The sequence below is a fragment of the Exiguobacterium sp. s132 genome (assembly GCF_018617235.1).
GTDB lineage: Bacteria > Bacillota > Bacilli > Exiguobacteriales > Exiguobacteriaceae > Exiguobacterium > Exiguobacterium profundum.
This window is the reverse complement of the sequence record NZ_JACSJU010000001.1, coordinates 957,961-973,384: the sequence shown is the minus strand read 5'-3', so window position 1 is coordinate 973,384 and position 15,424 is coordinate 957,961. Positions and strand designations below refer to the sequence as shown.

15 protein-coding genes are annotated in these 15,424 nt (G+C 48.6%); 14 read left to right on the top strand and 1 reads right to left on the bottom strand.

The window, feature by feature from the left end; translation table 11 throughout:
• Position 1: 1 nt before the first annotated feature.
• The 13 genes from yfmF to KNO78_RS04900 all read left to right on the top strand — a co-directional run bounded on the left by yfmF (position 2) and on the right by KNO78_RS04900 (position 13,303).
• A complete protein-coding gene (gene yfmF / locus KNO78_RS04960; protein WP_214690804.1) occupies positions 2–1,240 on the top strand; it encodes an EF-P 5-aminopentanol modification-associated protein YfmF in 1,239 nt (412 codons plus the stop codon).
• The gene (gene yfmH, locus KNO78_RS04955; RefSeq protein ID WP_214690805.1) at positions 1,237–2,496 is read left to right on the top strand and encodes an EF-P 5-aminopentanol modification-associated protein YfmH; all 1,260 of its coding nucleotides are present in this window, start codon (positions 1,237–1,239) and stop codon (positions 2,494–2,496) included. Before yfmF ends, yfmH begins: the two co-directional genes overlap by 4 nt.
• Positions 2,475–3,188, top strand: a complete 714-nt coding sequence (ymfI, locus tag KNO78_RS04950; protein WP_251125244.1) for an elongation factor P 5-aminopentanone reductase — start codon at positions 2,475–2,477, stop codon at positions 3,186–3,188. The genes yfmH and ymfI overlap by 22 nt, the downstream gene beginning before the upstream one ends.
• Before the next feature lie 93 nt (positions 3,189–3,281).
• Complete coding sequence (locus tag KNO78_RS04945) at positions 3,282–4,058, top strand: YmfK family protein (protein WP_012726484.1); 777 nt, start codon at positions 3,282–3,284, stop codon at positions 4,056–4,058.
• A 27-nt stretch (positions 4,059–4,085) separates the two neighbouring features.
• Positions 4,086–4,958, top strand: coding sequence for a helix-turn-helix domain-containing protein (locus KNO78_RS04940; protein WP_078147046.1), 873 nt, complete (start codon positions 4,086–4,088; stop codon positions 4,956–4,958).
• A 32-nt stretch (positions 4,959–4,990) separates the two neighbouring features.
• A complete protein-coding gene (gene pgsA, locus KNO78_RS04935) occupies positions 4,991–5,569 on the top strand; it encodes a CDP-diacylglycerol--glycerol-3-phosphate 3-phosphatidyltransferase (RefSeq protein WP_074036832.1) in 579 nt (192 codons plus the stop codon).
• A gap of 62 nt (positions 5,570–5,631) precedes the next feature.
• Positions 5,632–6,858 carry a competence/damage-inducible protein A gene (locus KNO78_RS04930; RefSeq protein WP_214690806.1) on the top strand — a complete coding sequence of 409 codons (1,227 nt, stop codon included), beginning with the start codon at positions 5,632–5,634 and terminating at the stop codon, positions 6,856–6,858.
• A gap of 76 nt (positions 6,859–6,934) precedes the next feature.
• Entirely contained in the window at positions 6,935–7,984 is a 1,050-nt protein-coding gene (gene recA / locus KNO78_RS04925) for a recombinase RecA (RefSeq protein ID WP_012726480.1), read from the top strand.
• Between the two features lie 188 nt (positions 7,985–8,172).
• Complete coding sequence (gene rny / locus KNO78_RS04920) at positions 8,173–9,735, top strand: ribonuclease Y (RefSeq protein ID WP_035387855.1); 1,563 nt, start codon at positions 8,173–8,175, stop codon at positions 9,733–9,735.
• A gap of 48 nt (positions 9,736–9,783) precedes the next feature.
• Positions 9,784–10,578: a TIGR00282 family metallophosphoesterase gene (locus tag KNO78_RS04915; RefSeq protein WP_074036837.1), complete on the top strand. Its 795-nt coding sequence runs from the start codon at positions 9,784–9,786 to the stop codon at positions 10,576–10,578.
• A 26-nt stretch (positions 10,579–10,604) separates the two neighbouring features.
• On the top strand, positions 10,605–10,865 hold the full coding sequence (locus KNO78_RS04910; protein WP_012726477.1) for a stage V sporulation protein S: 261 nt from the start codon (positions 10,605–10,607) through the stop codon (positions 10,863–10,865).
• 166 nt (positions 10,866–11,031) lie between these two features.
• Positions 11,032–12,108, top strand: coding sequence for an L-threonine 3-dehydrogenase (tdh, locus tag KNO78_RS04905; RefSeq protein ID WP_214690807.1), 1,077 nt, complete (start codon positions 11,032–11,034; stop codon positions 12,106–12,108).
• A 13-nt stretch (positions 12,109–12,121) separates the two neighbouring features.
• Entirely contained in the window at positions 12,122–13,303 is a 1,182-nt protein-coding gene (locus tag KNO78_RS04900) for a glycine C-acetyltransferase (RefSeq protein WP_012726475.1), read from the top strand.
• Between the two features lie 686 nt (positions 13,304–13,989).
• Here the strand turns inward: KNO78_RS04900 and KNO78_RS04895 are convergent.
• Positions 13,990–14,538, bottom strand: a complete 549-nt coding sequence (locus KNO78_RS04895) for a DUF4256 domain-containing protein (RefSeq protein WP_214690808.1) — start codon at positions 14,536–14,538, stop codon at positions 13,990–13,992.
• 88 nt (positions 14,539–14,626) lie between these two features.
• On the opposite strand from KNO78_RS04895, the gene KNO78_RS04890 reads away from it, so the two are divergent.
• Entirely contained in the window at positions 14,627–15,415 is a 789-nt protein-coding gene (locus KNO78_RS04890) for a hypothetical protein (RefSeq protein ID WP_214690809.1), read from the top strand.
• The last annotated feature ends 9 nt before the right edge of the window (positions 15,416–15,424 follow it).

Below are 15,424 nucleotides of genomic sequence, written 5' to 3'. Positions count from 1 at the left end.
GATGAAAGGAATCGAACAGTTCCAACATCAATTGCACTACTCGGTCTATCCGACCAAAAAATTTAAAACGACGACTTGTCTCGTGTCATTCGCCGCTCCATTATCGGCGGAGACGGTCGCAGATCGGGCATTGCTCCCGTTCATTATGGAGAAATCGACGGCAACGTATCCATCCATTGAGTTATTTCACACACCGCTAGAGGAGTTGTATGACACAAACTTATATGCTGGTGCATCTAAGATCGGAAAGGAGCACGTCATCCAATTCCAACTCGAAGTCGTCAACGATCATCTTGTCGGAGAAGACGTATTGAGTCAGGCAATCGAGTTACTCGAAGACGTTCTCCTTCGTCCGAACGCATACGATGGGGCGTTCCAGCCACTCATCGTCGAGCAGGAACGTCGATTGCAACGTCAGCGTATCGAATCGGTCTATGATGACAAAATGCGTTTCGCCCAACAGCGTCTACAAGAAATGCTCGGAGGAGAACTTGCGATTCCGTCACTCGGTACGCTTGAGCAACTCGACCATGTCACACCGAAATCATTATATGAGGCATATCAATCGATGATTCAACATGACCGTGTGGACATCTATGTTGTCGGGGATGTCAATCGTGAGCAAGTCGAACAGGCTTTCAATCCATTGGAATCCCTTGGGACACGTCGACCACGCCTGTTACCAGAAGCGAGTCGAGGAGAGTTCAAGCGTTTGGAAGAACACCAAGACATTAAACAAAGCAAGCTCCATCTCGCTTATTCACTCAATGTCGACCCAAGAACGGAAGCGGCGATTCGTATGCAAGTCGTGAATGGATTGTTCGGAGGATTCCCTCACTCGAAACTGTTCATGAACGTGCGTGAAAAAGAGAGCCTGGCGTACTATGCCGCTTCACAATATAGTTCCCTCAGTCGGAAGTTGTTCGTCTATGCCGGCATCGATGCGTCGAACCAGCAAAAAACCGAACAGATCATCGAAGAGCAATTGAACGCTTTACAAGCGGGCGAGTTTGAGGATGAGACGTTGCAACAGACGAAAGAGTTGTTGTTCTATCAACGTCGACAACTTGGAGACAGTCCACGTCAATTGATTGCTTGGATGAGTGGAGCAGACGTTCGTCCGTTCTCGTTAGACGAAGAGATGGCAATCATTGAAAACACGACACGAGATCATGTCGTTGCGCTTGCGAAAGAAATGGAACTCGAAGCGGTTTATTGCTTGAAAGGAGGAGAAGCATGAAATTAGACTTTCCTAACGTCGGAGAGACGTTACATCATCACGTTCTCGACAATGGCCTCTCCGTTTACTTGTTGAAAAAGACTGGATATGAAAAAACATTCGCGACGTTCACGACTAAATATGGATCGATTGACCGACGCTTCAAACTAGAAGACTGGATCGAGGTTCCTGATGGTATCGCACATTTCTTAGAACATAAGATGTTCGAGAAAGAAGATGGTGACGTCTTCCAACAATTCGGTCGTCAAGGAGCGTCAGCGAACGCTTTCACTTCCTTCACACGGACGGCTTATTTGTTCGGTGCCACGTCCAAGATTTCGGAAAACGTACAAACGCTACTTGATTTCGTCCAGACTCCTTATTTTACGAAAGAGTCGGTCGAGAAAGAGAAAGGCATCATCGGTCAAGAGATTCAAATGTATCAAGACAATCCCGGATGGCGCTTGTATTTTGGTTTAATTGAGGCGATGTACGAGACACATCCCGTCAAGATTGATATCGCAGGTACAATCGAATCGATTTCAAAGATCACGGCGGAAGACTTGTACACCTGTCATCAAGCGTTCTATCATCCGAGCAACATGGCATTGTTCGTCGTCGGGAACATCGAACCGGATGAGATGCTTGCCTTGATTCGAGATAACCAAGCAGGTAAATCTTTTGAGACACCACGATTGAGTGCTCGTGAGACAGTATATGAACCGACCACGGTTCGTCTGTCAGAACGGGTCATCGAGATGGACGTCTCTGTACCGAAAGTCATGATTGGGTATAAGGATGTACCACAAGCTGGGGAAGCAGGTCTGAAGCAAGAATTGACAGTAGAATTGCTCATGCATGCGCTCTTCGACACGACAGCTCCTCTTTATACAGAACTTTATGCTGAAGGATTGATTGACGATGCCTTCTCGTTTGACTATACGTCAGAGGAAACGTTTGCCTTTGCCGCCTTGTCGATGGAGACGTCGGAAGTAGATGCGTTTGTCGACCGTGTGACGGAGGCGTTAGAACGTCCACTTCAGTTGAGTCAAGAGACGCTCGACCGGAAGAAACGCATGATGCAAGGACAGTTCTTGAAAGCATTGAACTCACCGGAATTCATCGCAAATCAGTTCTCTCGATATGCACTCAATGATGGGAATTTGTTTGAAATCCCGACTTTGATTGATGCCATCACACTCGACGAACTATACGAAGCATACGAGCGCTTGTTCCGCCATGAACAACGAACGGTATGCATCGTCAAAAAACGATGAAGACATTGATTGTTGGAGCGAGCGGTACCATCGGACGTGCCGTCTCGCTCGCTTTTCGTGAAGATGAACTGATTTTGCATGCGAACGAGAGTAGTGATAGACTCCGTCATTTGATAGATGAAGAGAATCTTTCGGCAGAAATTCTCCCTTGTGACCTAACAGACCGTGACGCTGTTGAGTCGTGGGTGCAGGATATGCTGGACATCGACCGAATTGTATATGTGGCCGGACATGCGCTCCATGGTCTCGTCGTCGACCAGTCGATGGATGAGCTCGACCGGCTGTACGATGTACATGTTCGGGCAATGATCCGACTCATCCAGTCCGTCGTTGCAAGGAAGCCTTACGATCATCACGTGGATATCGTGATTGTCTCGAGTGTATGGGGAGAGGTCGGTGCGGCGGCTGAGGTGTTTTATTCAACCGTCAAAGCGGCACAGCTCGGCTTCGTCAAGGCGTTCGCACGAGAAGCCGGACCGTTCAATGTTCGAGTCAATGCGGTGACCCCGGGGTGGATTGATACGCCAATGAATGATACGGTAGAAGAGTCGAAACAATCCGTGATCGATGACATTCCACTTGGACGTCTCGGTGCGGCAGAGGACGTGGCCAACACGATCCGTTTCTTGTGCTCACCGGACGCCTCGTATATGACGGGCACGGTGATACGCGTCGACGGCGGTTGGCAATGATCCGATTCATGTAAATAAACCTGTTCTTTTCAATTCTTCTAAAATAATTTAAAATAGGCAAGGTAGCGAACTCGCTCGAAAGGATGGTTGGGGATGGAACATAAATTCGAAGAGTGGTATCTCGAATATGAATTGTGTCAGAATCGACCGGGTATCCTCGGAGACATCGCATCTCTCATGGGGATGCTTCAAATCTCCATCGTCACCATCAATGGGGTCGATTTGCAGCGACGGGGAATGTTGCTCAAAGCACCTGCCGCCGATCATGTGCATCGACTCGAGCATATTTTAAAGCGGATGGAAGCTATTGCCGTCATCAAGTTGCGCCGTCCGAAGTTACGAGACCGGATTGCAATCCGTCACGGTCGTTATATCGACCATGATAGTGATGACAAAAAAACGTTTCGCTTCGTCCGTGAAGATTTGGGCATTCTCGTCGATTTCGTTGCGGAACTGATGAAGGAAGAACGCCATTTGTTAATCGGTGTTCGTGGAAATCCACGCGTCGGAAAGACGGAGTCCATCGTAGCAGCGAGTGTGTGTGCGAACAAACGATGGTTGTTTCTTTCCTCGACACTGATGAAACAGACCGTTCGGACCTCATTATTTGAAGAGGAACGGGAAGGCGATCACGTATACATAATCGATGGTGCCGTCTCTACCCGAACGATGGATGAACGACATCGCCAGCTCATTCGTGAAGTCATGCGGTTGCCGGCCGTGAAAGTCATCGAACACCCTGACCTGTACGTCCGAAACACCGATTGCGTGTATGAAGACTTTGATTATATTATTGAATTGAGAAACAATCCGGATGAGACGATCATCATCCCACAAGAAACGCATCGTGAGTCAGAATGGTTTGAATAATTATGTGAATGGAAGGTGTGGACCCCTGTGACAGAACTAGGGACTTTTTTGAAACAAAAGCGTGAGGAGAGCGGATTGACGCTCGACCAAATCCAGCAGACGACGAAGATTCAAAAGCGCTATATCATCGCAATCGAGGAAGGTGATTACAAAAATCTCCCTGGCTCTTTTTATGCACGGGCGTTCATTAAGACGTATGCGGAGTCGCTCGGCCTAGATGTGGATGAATTATACGAGACATATGCAAAAGATTTACCGGTCATCGAGGCACAGCCGTCTGTTCAACTCTCTCGGAAGAAAACGTATTCGAAGGCTTCCGAGTCGACAAGTCGGGTCTCGAGATGGGTTCCGAAAGTTCTCCTCGTTCTCACGGTCTTCTTGCTCATCACCGCGATTTATTTCGCAGTGAGAAGCATCGACTTCGGTGGTCAGGATGCAAGTCCTGCCGAACCGCCAAGTTCTGGTGTCACAGTCGACCAGAATGAGGATGTCCCGGCTGATGAACCGGTCGAGGAGGAACCGACTGAAGAGGAGCCGACCGAAGAAGAACCGCCAGCGGAATCTGGTCCGATTGCGGTGAAGGAGTCGAATGGGGCAGATATCACTTATGAACTCGCGACGAACGAGAAACTGTCGACCGAGATTTATGTGAAGGAGTCACCTGCCTCTTACGTGGGTGTTCGTGATACGTCGTTAGAAGGAGCCTTTCTCGCACCGGAGTATCCGAACCAGTCGAAACAGAATCCGATTGTCATTGAAGATGCCGAGACGGACACATTGCGTATTCGAATCGGACTCATCGCAGGCGTTGAGAAAATCGTCGTCAACGGTCGTGAGCTCGAGCTTCAAGAGTCTCCGGTCACACAAAATATTTTTGTAAAGAGAGTCGACGCCGAATAAGTCGACTCTCCTTCTAAGAGGAGGCGTTCTATATGAACCTACCTAACCGATTGACGATGCTACGCGTGGTCTTGATCCCCGTATTCGTCGTCTTACTCGCTGTTGATTTTGATTGGGGAAACATCGCTTTTTTAGGCGCTGATATCCCGATGCACCAATTTATCGCTGGTGTGATTTTTACGATTGCGGCCATTACAGACTGGTTAGACGGACATTTGGCCCGTAAGCATAACTTAGTCACGAACTTTGGTAAATTTATGGACCCGCTCGCAGATAAACTGCTCGTCACGGCGGCCCTTGTGTTGCTCGTTGAGATGGATCTCGTCGCGGCGTGGGTCGTCGTCGTGATTCTATCACGTGAATTTGCGGTTACAGGCTTACGTCTCGTCGCTGCCGATGAAGGGATTGTCGTCGCGGCCGGGAAATCTGGAAAAGCGAAGACGTGGGTGCAGCTCTTTGCCATCATCTTCTTACTGTTCGGTAACCCGATCTTTAGCTATGTCGGGATCCCGTTTGGCGAATGGGCGATGTGGTTGGCGCTCGTACTTACAATTTACTCAGGTGCCGAATATTTCGCACAAAACTATAAGATTATTGTGAAGTCGATGTAAGTCGACAGAGACGAGTTGGTTGATCTAGCTCGTCTTTTTTTTGAAGTTGAGGAGGAAATGAGATGAAACGAGCCGAAATCATTGCGGTAGGAAGCGAGTTGCTCTTAGGGGAAATCGTCAATACGAATGCGAGTTACATATCAGAACAACTGTCGAAGTACGGTGTGCCGGTCTTGTATCATCAAGTTGTCGGGGATAACGCGGTACGAATGCGAGAGACGTTTGAAATCGCCCGTCGTCGTTCCGACTTTGTCATCGTCACGGGTGGACTCGGTCCGACGGCGGATGATGTCACAAAGACAGTCCTTTCCGACTTACTAGACCGTCCGATCGTTCGGGATGAGGAAGCGTATGAGACGATTCAACGATTCCTCGTGTCACGAAATCGATTGATGAATGATGGGGACGCTCGCCAAGCCGACGTGCTCAGCGGAGCAGACGTATTACCAAATCCGGTCGGGCTTGCCCCGGGCATGTGGATTGCCGGAGACACGACGTGGTTGCTTTTACCGGGTGTGCCACGTGAAATGAAAGCTTTGGTCGAGGCGACGTTTCCGCAGAAACTATCAGGAGCGACGCTCGTCTCAGAGTCATTACGGTTTTATGAGATTGGAGAATCCGCTCTCGACGATGCCGTGAAGGACTTATTGGACGGCTCGAATCCGACCGTTGCCCCCTATGCCGAGACGGGAGAGGCAAGACTTCGGATCAGTGCTCGAGCGACGGACGAGGTGACCGCGCGTCAGATGATTGAAGAAGTGAAGACTGAGATTATGAAACGGGTCGGTTCGTACTACTTCGGCTCTGACGATGAAACGATCGCATCACATCTTGTCCAATCATTGTCTAGATTGAATCGTACGTTCGCTGTGGCTGAGTCGTTGACCGGCGGCGAGGTACAATCGATGATTACATCAACACCTGGCGCTTCAGTCGTCTTTCTAGGTGGAGTCGTGACCTATTCGGATGAGCTAAAAAATAGGTATTTAGGGGTCTCGCTTGATACAATTGAACAGCACTCAGTCGTCTCAAAAGAAGTTGCCTATGAGATGGTGGACGGATTGTCAAAGACCACCCATGCCGACTATGTCCTCTCTTTCACGGGAGAGGCAGGACCGACATCGAATTCGGGTCGTCCGATCGGTACGGTCTATATCGGAGTGAAGACACCAAACGGAATAGAAGTCATCGAGCGGACGTATCCCCATCAAGAACGGAATATCATCCGCATGCGAGCCGCGAAGGACGGATTATGGGCTCTCATTCAACGAATCAAAAAAGGCGAATAAATGTTCGTAAAAAACTTGTGTATCGTACAGTGTTCACGTATAATAAGAGTATCAATTAAAGGAGGCTCATTTATCTATGAGTGATCGTAAACAAGCGTTAGAAATGGCATTACGCCAGATTGAAAAACAATTCGGTAAAGGCTCAATCATGCGCCTTGGTGAAAATACAGACCAACAAGTATCGGTCATCCCTTCAGGGTCAATCGCCCTCGACGTCGCGCTCGGTGCGGGTGGATATCCACGCGGTCGTGTCATCGAAGTATACGGACCAGAATCTTCAGGTAAGACGACGGTTGCCCTTCATGCGATTGCAGAAGTCCAAAAGCGTGGCGGTCAAGCAGCATTCGTTGATGCCGAGCACGCACTCGATCCGAAGTATGCTAAAAATCTTGGGGTCAACATCGATGAGTTGCTCCTTTCACAGCCGGATACTGGGGAGCAAGCGCTCGAAATCGCTGAAGCGCTCGTTCGCTCGGGAGCAGTTGATATCCTCGTCGTCGACTCGGTTGCGGCACTCGTACCGAAAGCCGAAATCGAAGGGGAAATGGGAGACTCGCACGTCGGTCTTCAAGCTCGTTTGATGTCTCAAGCACTTCGTAAGTTGTCTGGTGCGACGAACAAGTCGAAAACGATTGTCATCTTCATCAACCAAATCCGTGAGAAGATCGGGATCATGTTCGGTAACCCGGAAACGACTCCAGGGGGCCGTGCCTTGAAATTCTACTCTTCTGTACGTCTTGAAGTTCGTCGTGCGGAGACGCTCAAACAAGGTCAAGATATGGTCGGGAACCGTACGAAGATCAAGATTGTAAAAAACAAGATTGCACCTCCGTTCAAAACAGCGGAAGTTGATATTATGTATGGTGAGGGGATCTCGCGTGAAGGGGAACTCATCGATATCGGTGCAGACCTCGACATCGTTCAAAAGAGCGGAGCTTGGTACTCGTTCAATGAAGAACGTCTTGGTCAAGGCCGTGAAAACGCCAAGCAATACATGAAAGAAAATCCAGCAATCGCAGCTGAGGTCGAACAACAGATTCGAGATCACTACGGATTGAATGGAGAAAAAACGGTCACGGTCGAAGGCGAAGACGACGAAGTCCTCTCACTTCTCGATGACGAATAAGCACATCGTCTCACTCGAATTCTTTCGAGTGAGATTTTTTTAGTATAATTTTTTAGGCAATTGGTAGTTCTATCCTGTCCGTGCATTGCATTCTCCCTATTAAATAAGTACAATAAAGTTATGCGTGGGCTTGCCCGTGTATCTCACTTATTAAAAAAATAAAATAACCTTGCGAAAGGGAGGTGAACATGATGGAATGGCTATACTGGCTTATTCTGATCCTCCTTTTGCCGATAGCTTTTGTTGCAGGTTTTTTTGTGCGTAAATCGATCGCCGAAGCGAAGATTCAAGGTGCCGAGACGGAAGCGACTAAGATTGTAGAGCAAGCAAAACAACAATCGGAAGCGATGCAAAAAGAAGCACGGCTTGAAGTAAAAGAAGAGATGATTCAACTTCGTAATGAGACGGAACAAGAATTGCGTGAACGTCGCGAAGAACAGAAAGTGAAAGAGAATCGCCTCGTTCAAAAGGAAGAGCTTCTTGACCGCAAAGCAGACATGCTCGAGCGGAAAGAAGACTCGCTAGATGAACAGGAACGAGGACTCGAAAAACGCAAGCGTGAAGCAGAAATGCTCGAAAGCAAAGTGGAGGAGTTATACGAAGAGGCACGCCGAGAACTTGTACGCGTGGCATCCCTCTCGAAAGATGAAGCACGTACCATCATCATGGACGAAGCGAAGCAGGAAGCGCTTCACGATGCTGCTCTCCTTCAAAAAGAAATCGAGCAAAAAGCAAAACAAGAAGCGGATAAAAAAGCGAAACACCTCTTATCTCTCACGATGCAACGATATGCAGCTGAACATGTCGCCGAGACGACGGTATCCGTTGTCAACTTACCGAGTGATGAGATGAAGGGTCGTATCATCGGGCGCGAAGGACGTAACATCCGGACGCTCGAAACGTTGACTGGGATTGACCTCATCATCGATGACACACCAGAAGCCGTCATCTTGTCAGGGTTCGACCCGGTTCGTCGTGAAATCGCGAAGATGACGCTTGAAAAACTCGTTCAAGACGGTCGGATTCACCCCGCTCGAATTGAAGAAATGGTAGAGAAGTCTCGCCGTGAAGTGGATGAACGCATTCGTGAATACGGGGAGGAAGCTACGTTTGAAGCCGGAATTCACGGACTCCATCCAGACCTTGTCAAGACGCTCGGTCGCATGCGTTATCGTACGAGTTATGGTCAGAACGTCTTGTCTCACTCGGTTGAGGTGGCACATCTTGCCGGGATGATGGCAGCCGAACTTGGTGAAGATGTCACGCTCGCGAAACGGGCAGGACTCTTACACGATATCGGGAAAGCAATCGACCACGAAGTCGAAGGTAGTCACGTTGAAATCGGTGTAGAACTCGCGACGAAATACAAAGAACATCCGGTCGTCATCAATTCGATCGCTTCCCACCACGGGGACGTCGAGGCGACATCGACGATTGCTGTACTTGTGGCAGCGGCTGATGCCTTGTCAGCAGCGCGTCCTGGAGCTCGCCAAGAGACACTTGAAAGCTACATCCGTCGTCTTGAACGACTCGAATCAATCTGTGAGTCGTTCGAAGGTGTCGAGAAATCGTATGCGATTCAAGCAGGACGTGAAGTTCGGATTATCGTTCGCCCTGATGTCGTTGACGATGTCGTCGCCGGTAAGATGGCACGTGATATTTGTAAGCGAATCGAGGACGAACTCGATTATCCTGGACAAATCAAAGTGACGGTCATTCGTGAAACACGTTCCGTCGATTATGCGAAGTAAACGAAGCGGAGAATTTCTCCGCTTTTTCTGTTTGAGGGAGGACTTTATATGAAAATTTTATTTATCGGTGATGTGGTCGGGAAACCAGGTCGTGATATATTGACGAAACAAATCGGACGCTTGAAAGACAAATACAACCCGACGTTCATGCTCGTCAACGGTGAGAATGCAGCAAATGGACGTGGTCTTACGAAAAAGATTTACCAACAGTTTTTGGAGCTCGGCTTTCATGGGGTAACGATGGGAAACCACACGTGGGACAACCGTGACATCTTTGATTGGATCGACGACGCCGATCGGATCGTCCGTCCGGCCAACTATCCGGACGGGACACCTGGGGTTGGCATGATGAAGTTGAAACAAAATGGGAAGAAATTGGCCGTGATCAATGTCATGGGAAATGTCTTCTTGCCGTCTCTTGACTGTCCGTTCCGTACCGTCGACCGTCTCGTCGAAGAAGTGCGCGATGAGGTCGATGCGATTTTTGTAGATGTCCATGCTGAGGCGACAAGCGAGAAAATCGCTATGGGCTATCATCTCGACGGTCGCGCTCAAGCCGTTGTCGGGACACATACACACGTGCAGACAGCGGACGAGCGTGTCCTATCGAACGGCACGGCCTACATTACCGACGTCGGCATGACCGGTCCACTAGACGGGGTACTCGGAATGGATGCGTCGACTGTTTTAAAAAAATTTATGACACAACTCCCAGTTCGGTTTGAAGTTGCCGAGGGACGGGAACAACTTAATGGAGTTTTCATTACAATCGATGATCAGACGAAACGAGCGACAAAAATCGAACGAATACACCTAGATGATCAGACCGTCTGGTTTGATTGAACAACCTACCCGAGGGGGAAACAAGAATGGACGTACTCAAAGTTTCGGCAAAATCGAACCCTAACTCCGTTGCGGGTGCTTTAGCGGGTGTGCTACGTGAAAAAGGAACGTGTGAGATACAGGCGATCGGGGCAGGGGCACTGAATCAGTCCATCAAAGCCGTCGCGATTGCCCGAGGCTTCGTCGCGCCAAGCGGTCTCGATTTGATTTGCATTCCGGCCTTTACTGATATTATGATTGACGGAGAGGAACGTACTGCCATCAAGCTCATCATTGAGCCGCGATGAGCGGTCGGGACATAGGTCCTATTCTTGTGAAGAGGAGCCATCGGCGCGGATGGCTCCTCTTTTTTTGTGTAAATCGGACGTTCTATCTTCTCAGTTTCGTCATTTTATGACAAGATGATAAAGAACGTATCGTTCGATCATTAGAGACAAGAGGGGGACGTTTTCAATGGAACAACTTGTGTCAACCAAAGAGACGGAATCAACGACACCAGTAATGAAAGCGATTCAAAAACACACGGCCGGGTTTGGGGCAAAACTGGTCGACGTACCAGTTCCGACACCAGGACCTGGAGAAGTGCTCATTCAAGTCAAAGCGACATCGATTTGCGGGACCGATGTCCACATCTATGAGTGGGATGAATGGTCACAGAGCCGCGTCAAACCACCATACGTATTTGGTCATGAATTTTCGGGGGAAGTCGTGGCGCTCGGAGAAGGGACGAAGCGGATCAAAGTCGGACAGACGGTGTCTGCTGAAACGCATATCGTCTGTCATCAGTGTAAACAATGTTTGCGCGGGCAGTACCACATCTGTAAGAACACAAAAATCATCGGTGTGGACACACAAGGCTGCTTCGCAGAATATGTCGTCATGCCTGAAGAAAATCTATGGGTGAACCCGGAGTCGATGCCAGCGAAACTCGCCTCGATTCAAGAACCACTCGGGAATGCGGTGCACACGGTGTTGGCGAGTGACGTGTCAGCCAAATCGGTCGCCATCGTCGGTTGTGGCCCAATCGGACTCATGGCGGTCGGCGTCGCCAAAGCAGCAGGGGCGAGTCGTGTCTATGCGATTGACGTCAATCCATATCGTTTAAAACTCGCCGAAGCGATGGGGGCAGATGTCGTCATCAACAGTTTAGAAGAGAATCCGCTCGAGTTGATCGAGCGTGAGACCGACGGAGACGGAATCGATGTCGTCTGTGAGATGAGTGGACACCCGATTGCGATCGATCAGGCGTTCAAGATGGTCACGGCAGGTGGGGACGTCAACGTCTTGTCACTTCCGGCTCGTCCGGTCGCCATCGACCTCACACGGGACGTCGTCTTTAAAGGGGTCCGCGTCCAAGGGATCACAGGACGTAAGATGTATGAAACGTGGAGTCAAGTATCGACGATGCTTGCGACGGGTCAGTTGAACGTCGAACCGATCATCACGCACGTCTTCAAGCTCGAAGAGTTCGAAAAAGGGTTCGAACTCATGCGGGCAGGGAAATGTGGAAAGGTCGTCTTAATACCTTAAAGGGGGAAACAACATGGCATTTGAACATATTACAGAAGCAATCAATGAGATGAAAGAACAGGGGACGTTCCGTAAGCTCGTCCCGCTCGAATCGGCACAAGGGAATGAAGTGACAATCGATGGGAAGTCACTCGTCCAGCTGTCATCAAACAACTATCTCGGACTCGCGAATCACCCGCGTCTGAAGCAGGCGGCGATTGAAGCGGTCGAACAGTACGGTGCAGGAACAGGATCGGTCCGTACGATTGCCGGGACGTTCGAGATGCACGAAGCGTTCGAGCGTGAACTCGCGGAGTTCAAACATACGGAGGCCTCACTCGTCTTCCAATCAGGATTCGCGACGAACCTCGGGGTCTTGTCTGCACTTCTCGGGCCGGAAGATGTCGTCATCAGTGATGCCCTCAACCATGCATCAATCATCGATGGGATTCGTCTCACGAAAGCGGCACGTCGCATCTATAAACACGTCGACCTTGAAGATTTGGAGAAAGCGTTGAAAGAGACGCAGGACTATCGCACACGTCTCGTCGTGACGGACGGCGTCTTCTCGATGGATGGGAACATCGCACCGCTGCCTGCCATCGTCGAACTCGCAGAGAAGTATGACGCTGCGGTCATGGTCGATGATGCGCATGCATCCGGCGTCCTCGGGAAGAACGGACGGGGAACGGTCAACCACTTCGGATTAGACGGTCGCGTCGCGTTACAGGTCGGGACGCTCTCAAAAGCAATCGGTGTCTTAGGTGGCTATGTCGCCTGTTCACAAGACGTTCGTGATTACTTGATTCACAAAGGTCGTCCGTTCCTCTTCTCGACATCACATCCACCGGCAGTCGTAGCGGCGAACCGTGAAGCGATCCGTGTCATGAAAGAGGAAGAAGAGTTGTTCGACAAGCTATGGGCGAACACGGAGTTCTTCAAAAACGGTCTACGTGACCTCGGTTTCGATATCGGACATGCGACGACACCGATCACACCGGTCATGCTCGGCGAAGAGACGCTTGCGCATACATTCTCAGACAAGTTGAAGGACCATGGCGTATTCGCACAGAGTATCGCTTTCCCGACGGTCGAGCGTGGGAAAGCACGCATCCGGACCATCGTCACAGCGGAGCATACACGAGACGACCTCGAACGGGCACTCGAAGCGTTCAAGACGGTCGCGGAAGAGTTGAATGTGACATTACACGCATAAACGAGGACTGCAGACAATCTGTCTGCAGTTTTTTAGTGGATTGGTCTATGAAATCGAGTATATTCAAATAGAGCACAGATGGGGTAAAGCGAAATATAGCGCATTTCTTAATATTTCAATTACCGTATTTTGATTGAATCAGTACATATCAGAAATGAGGAAAGGCTATGTTTCAGCAAGGGATATTTCAAGTGGGGATAGTGTTAGATCGAGAGACGTTTTCGATCCTGACGATTTCACCACTATTCGTCATAAATGTGATCTTTAGTGTCTTGATTGTGATGTATGTCTTGTACTTTCGGAGTGAGGGTTGGAAAGAAAAATTGTGGAACGTTGCACTGATGTGCTACGCGCTCTTATTCATCTCTGTCTATATAGGAGCCTGGTTTGTGAGGCTGAAATACAACCTTACCCCAAGTTTCAGTGAGTCGTTCGCCCTCGAATCCTTTCCTGGATGGAAGGTTTTTTTCATGCAATGGATGGAGAACAAGATAGAAGAACCGAATTTGACAGCGAATGCGATTACGTTTGGTGCGTTGTTGTTCTACTTTAGGAAGTTCAAGGGTAAATATACGTGGATATTAAGGCTTTTCGCATTGATTCCTGTCGGTTTATTTTTCATCATCTACATTCCAAAAGTTTTGAGTTGGTTTTTGTAATAAAAAAAGCAAAGCGCAATGCCTTGCTTAAATCGTGATCATTCCTCTAAATCCTCGAGCGGCATAATAAGAATCTGCACCGTTATGGTAGACGAAGATGTGATCATAACGACGGTCGCAAAAAAGGGCGCCACCTTTTTGACGTATCACATCCGGTGTCTGAATCCAACTCGACGTTTTCAAGTCGAATGCCCCGAGCGTTTGTAAGTGTCGGTATGTTTCTTCATCGAGAAGGCTGATTCCCATCTGTTCAGATAAGGCGACCGCGCTTCCGGCAGGCTTATTCTTTTTACGTGCCTCAAGAGCTGGTTCGTCATAGCAGAGACTTCGTCGACCGCTCGGACTCTCGGCCGAACAGTCGCAAAAAGCGAGGTCTCCGTTAGGGAGACGAATCACGTCTGGTTCTCCGCCGGTCTCTTCCATCAAGGCGAGTGAGGTCAACTTATCCTGATCAATTTGAATACGCTCCAATATGTCTGACCAGACGACGTCAGAATGACGTTCAACGTTTTCAGTGAAACGAGACTCGAGGGTATTAAGTAATTTGAGGGTTTCTTCGTGTGAAAGCTTCGACATGAGAATCACTCCGATCATGTATTTCTTTCAGTATACGACATTATTTAGTTCAATTTACTTCATTCGTTACAAGAAAGGAGAATCTAGTTTGAACTTTGATGAAACAAACGTCGAACATTTACATGTTCAGTCATTTCAGACGATGGATTTGTTCACATTGAAACATGGCTATTTAAGTCGATTGCCAGTCGGTTCATATCGAGTCACAGATTATTGTGAACTTGACGTGATGGTCACGAGTTCACAATTAGGACGACTTCGGTACATTGATTTGACCTTGCCGTTAGGCGTTTACACAGAGGAACAACTTTTCTTGTTGTATGATCCGTATCGTCGTGAAATCTATTCAACTCAGACACGGATCGATCTCGATGAACGACGCATCTCGACAGTTGATTTTCTAAGTGCTTACAGTCGCGAGTTTCATGACCCTGATTCGTTTTCTCTAAAGAAAGAAAATCTATTTAACCTACCGTCGGATAGTAACTGGAGGGAATTTGGGTTACCAAAAGTGAAGTCGGCAGCGGCGTTCATATCTCAACTATTACATATATTAGATGTCACTTCGTTTCAGACAATTTTGAAGTATAATCGATTTTTATCTGATTTCAAGAGATGGGCAGATCAGACAAAGTGTGAGTACAGTATCGAACATCATGGGAGAAAGATATGGTCGAATGACTATATGGTGACATGCAATCTTTCAAATGTATCTGAAAGTGATCTCCTGCAATTGGTTACAATGATTGAGACAAGAGAAGAATTAGAAGAATTTCGATTTTTGATTGAGGCTGAAGCGTGTATACTTTCACTTTTCATTTTAGGAGATGTTAGGCGAGGCTATGGCGTCGGAGTATTTCAATACGAAAGTGACTAAAAGGAGGAG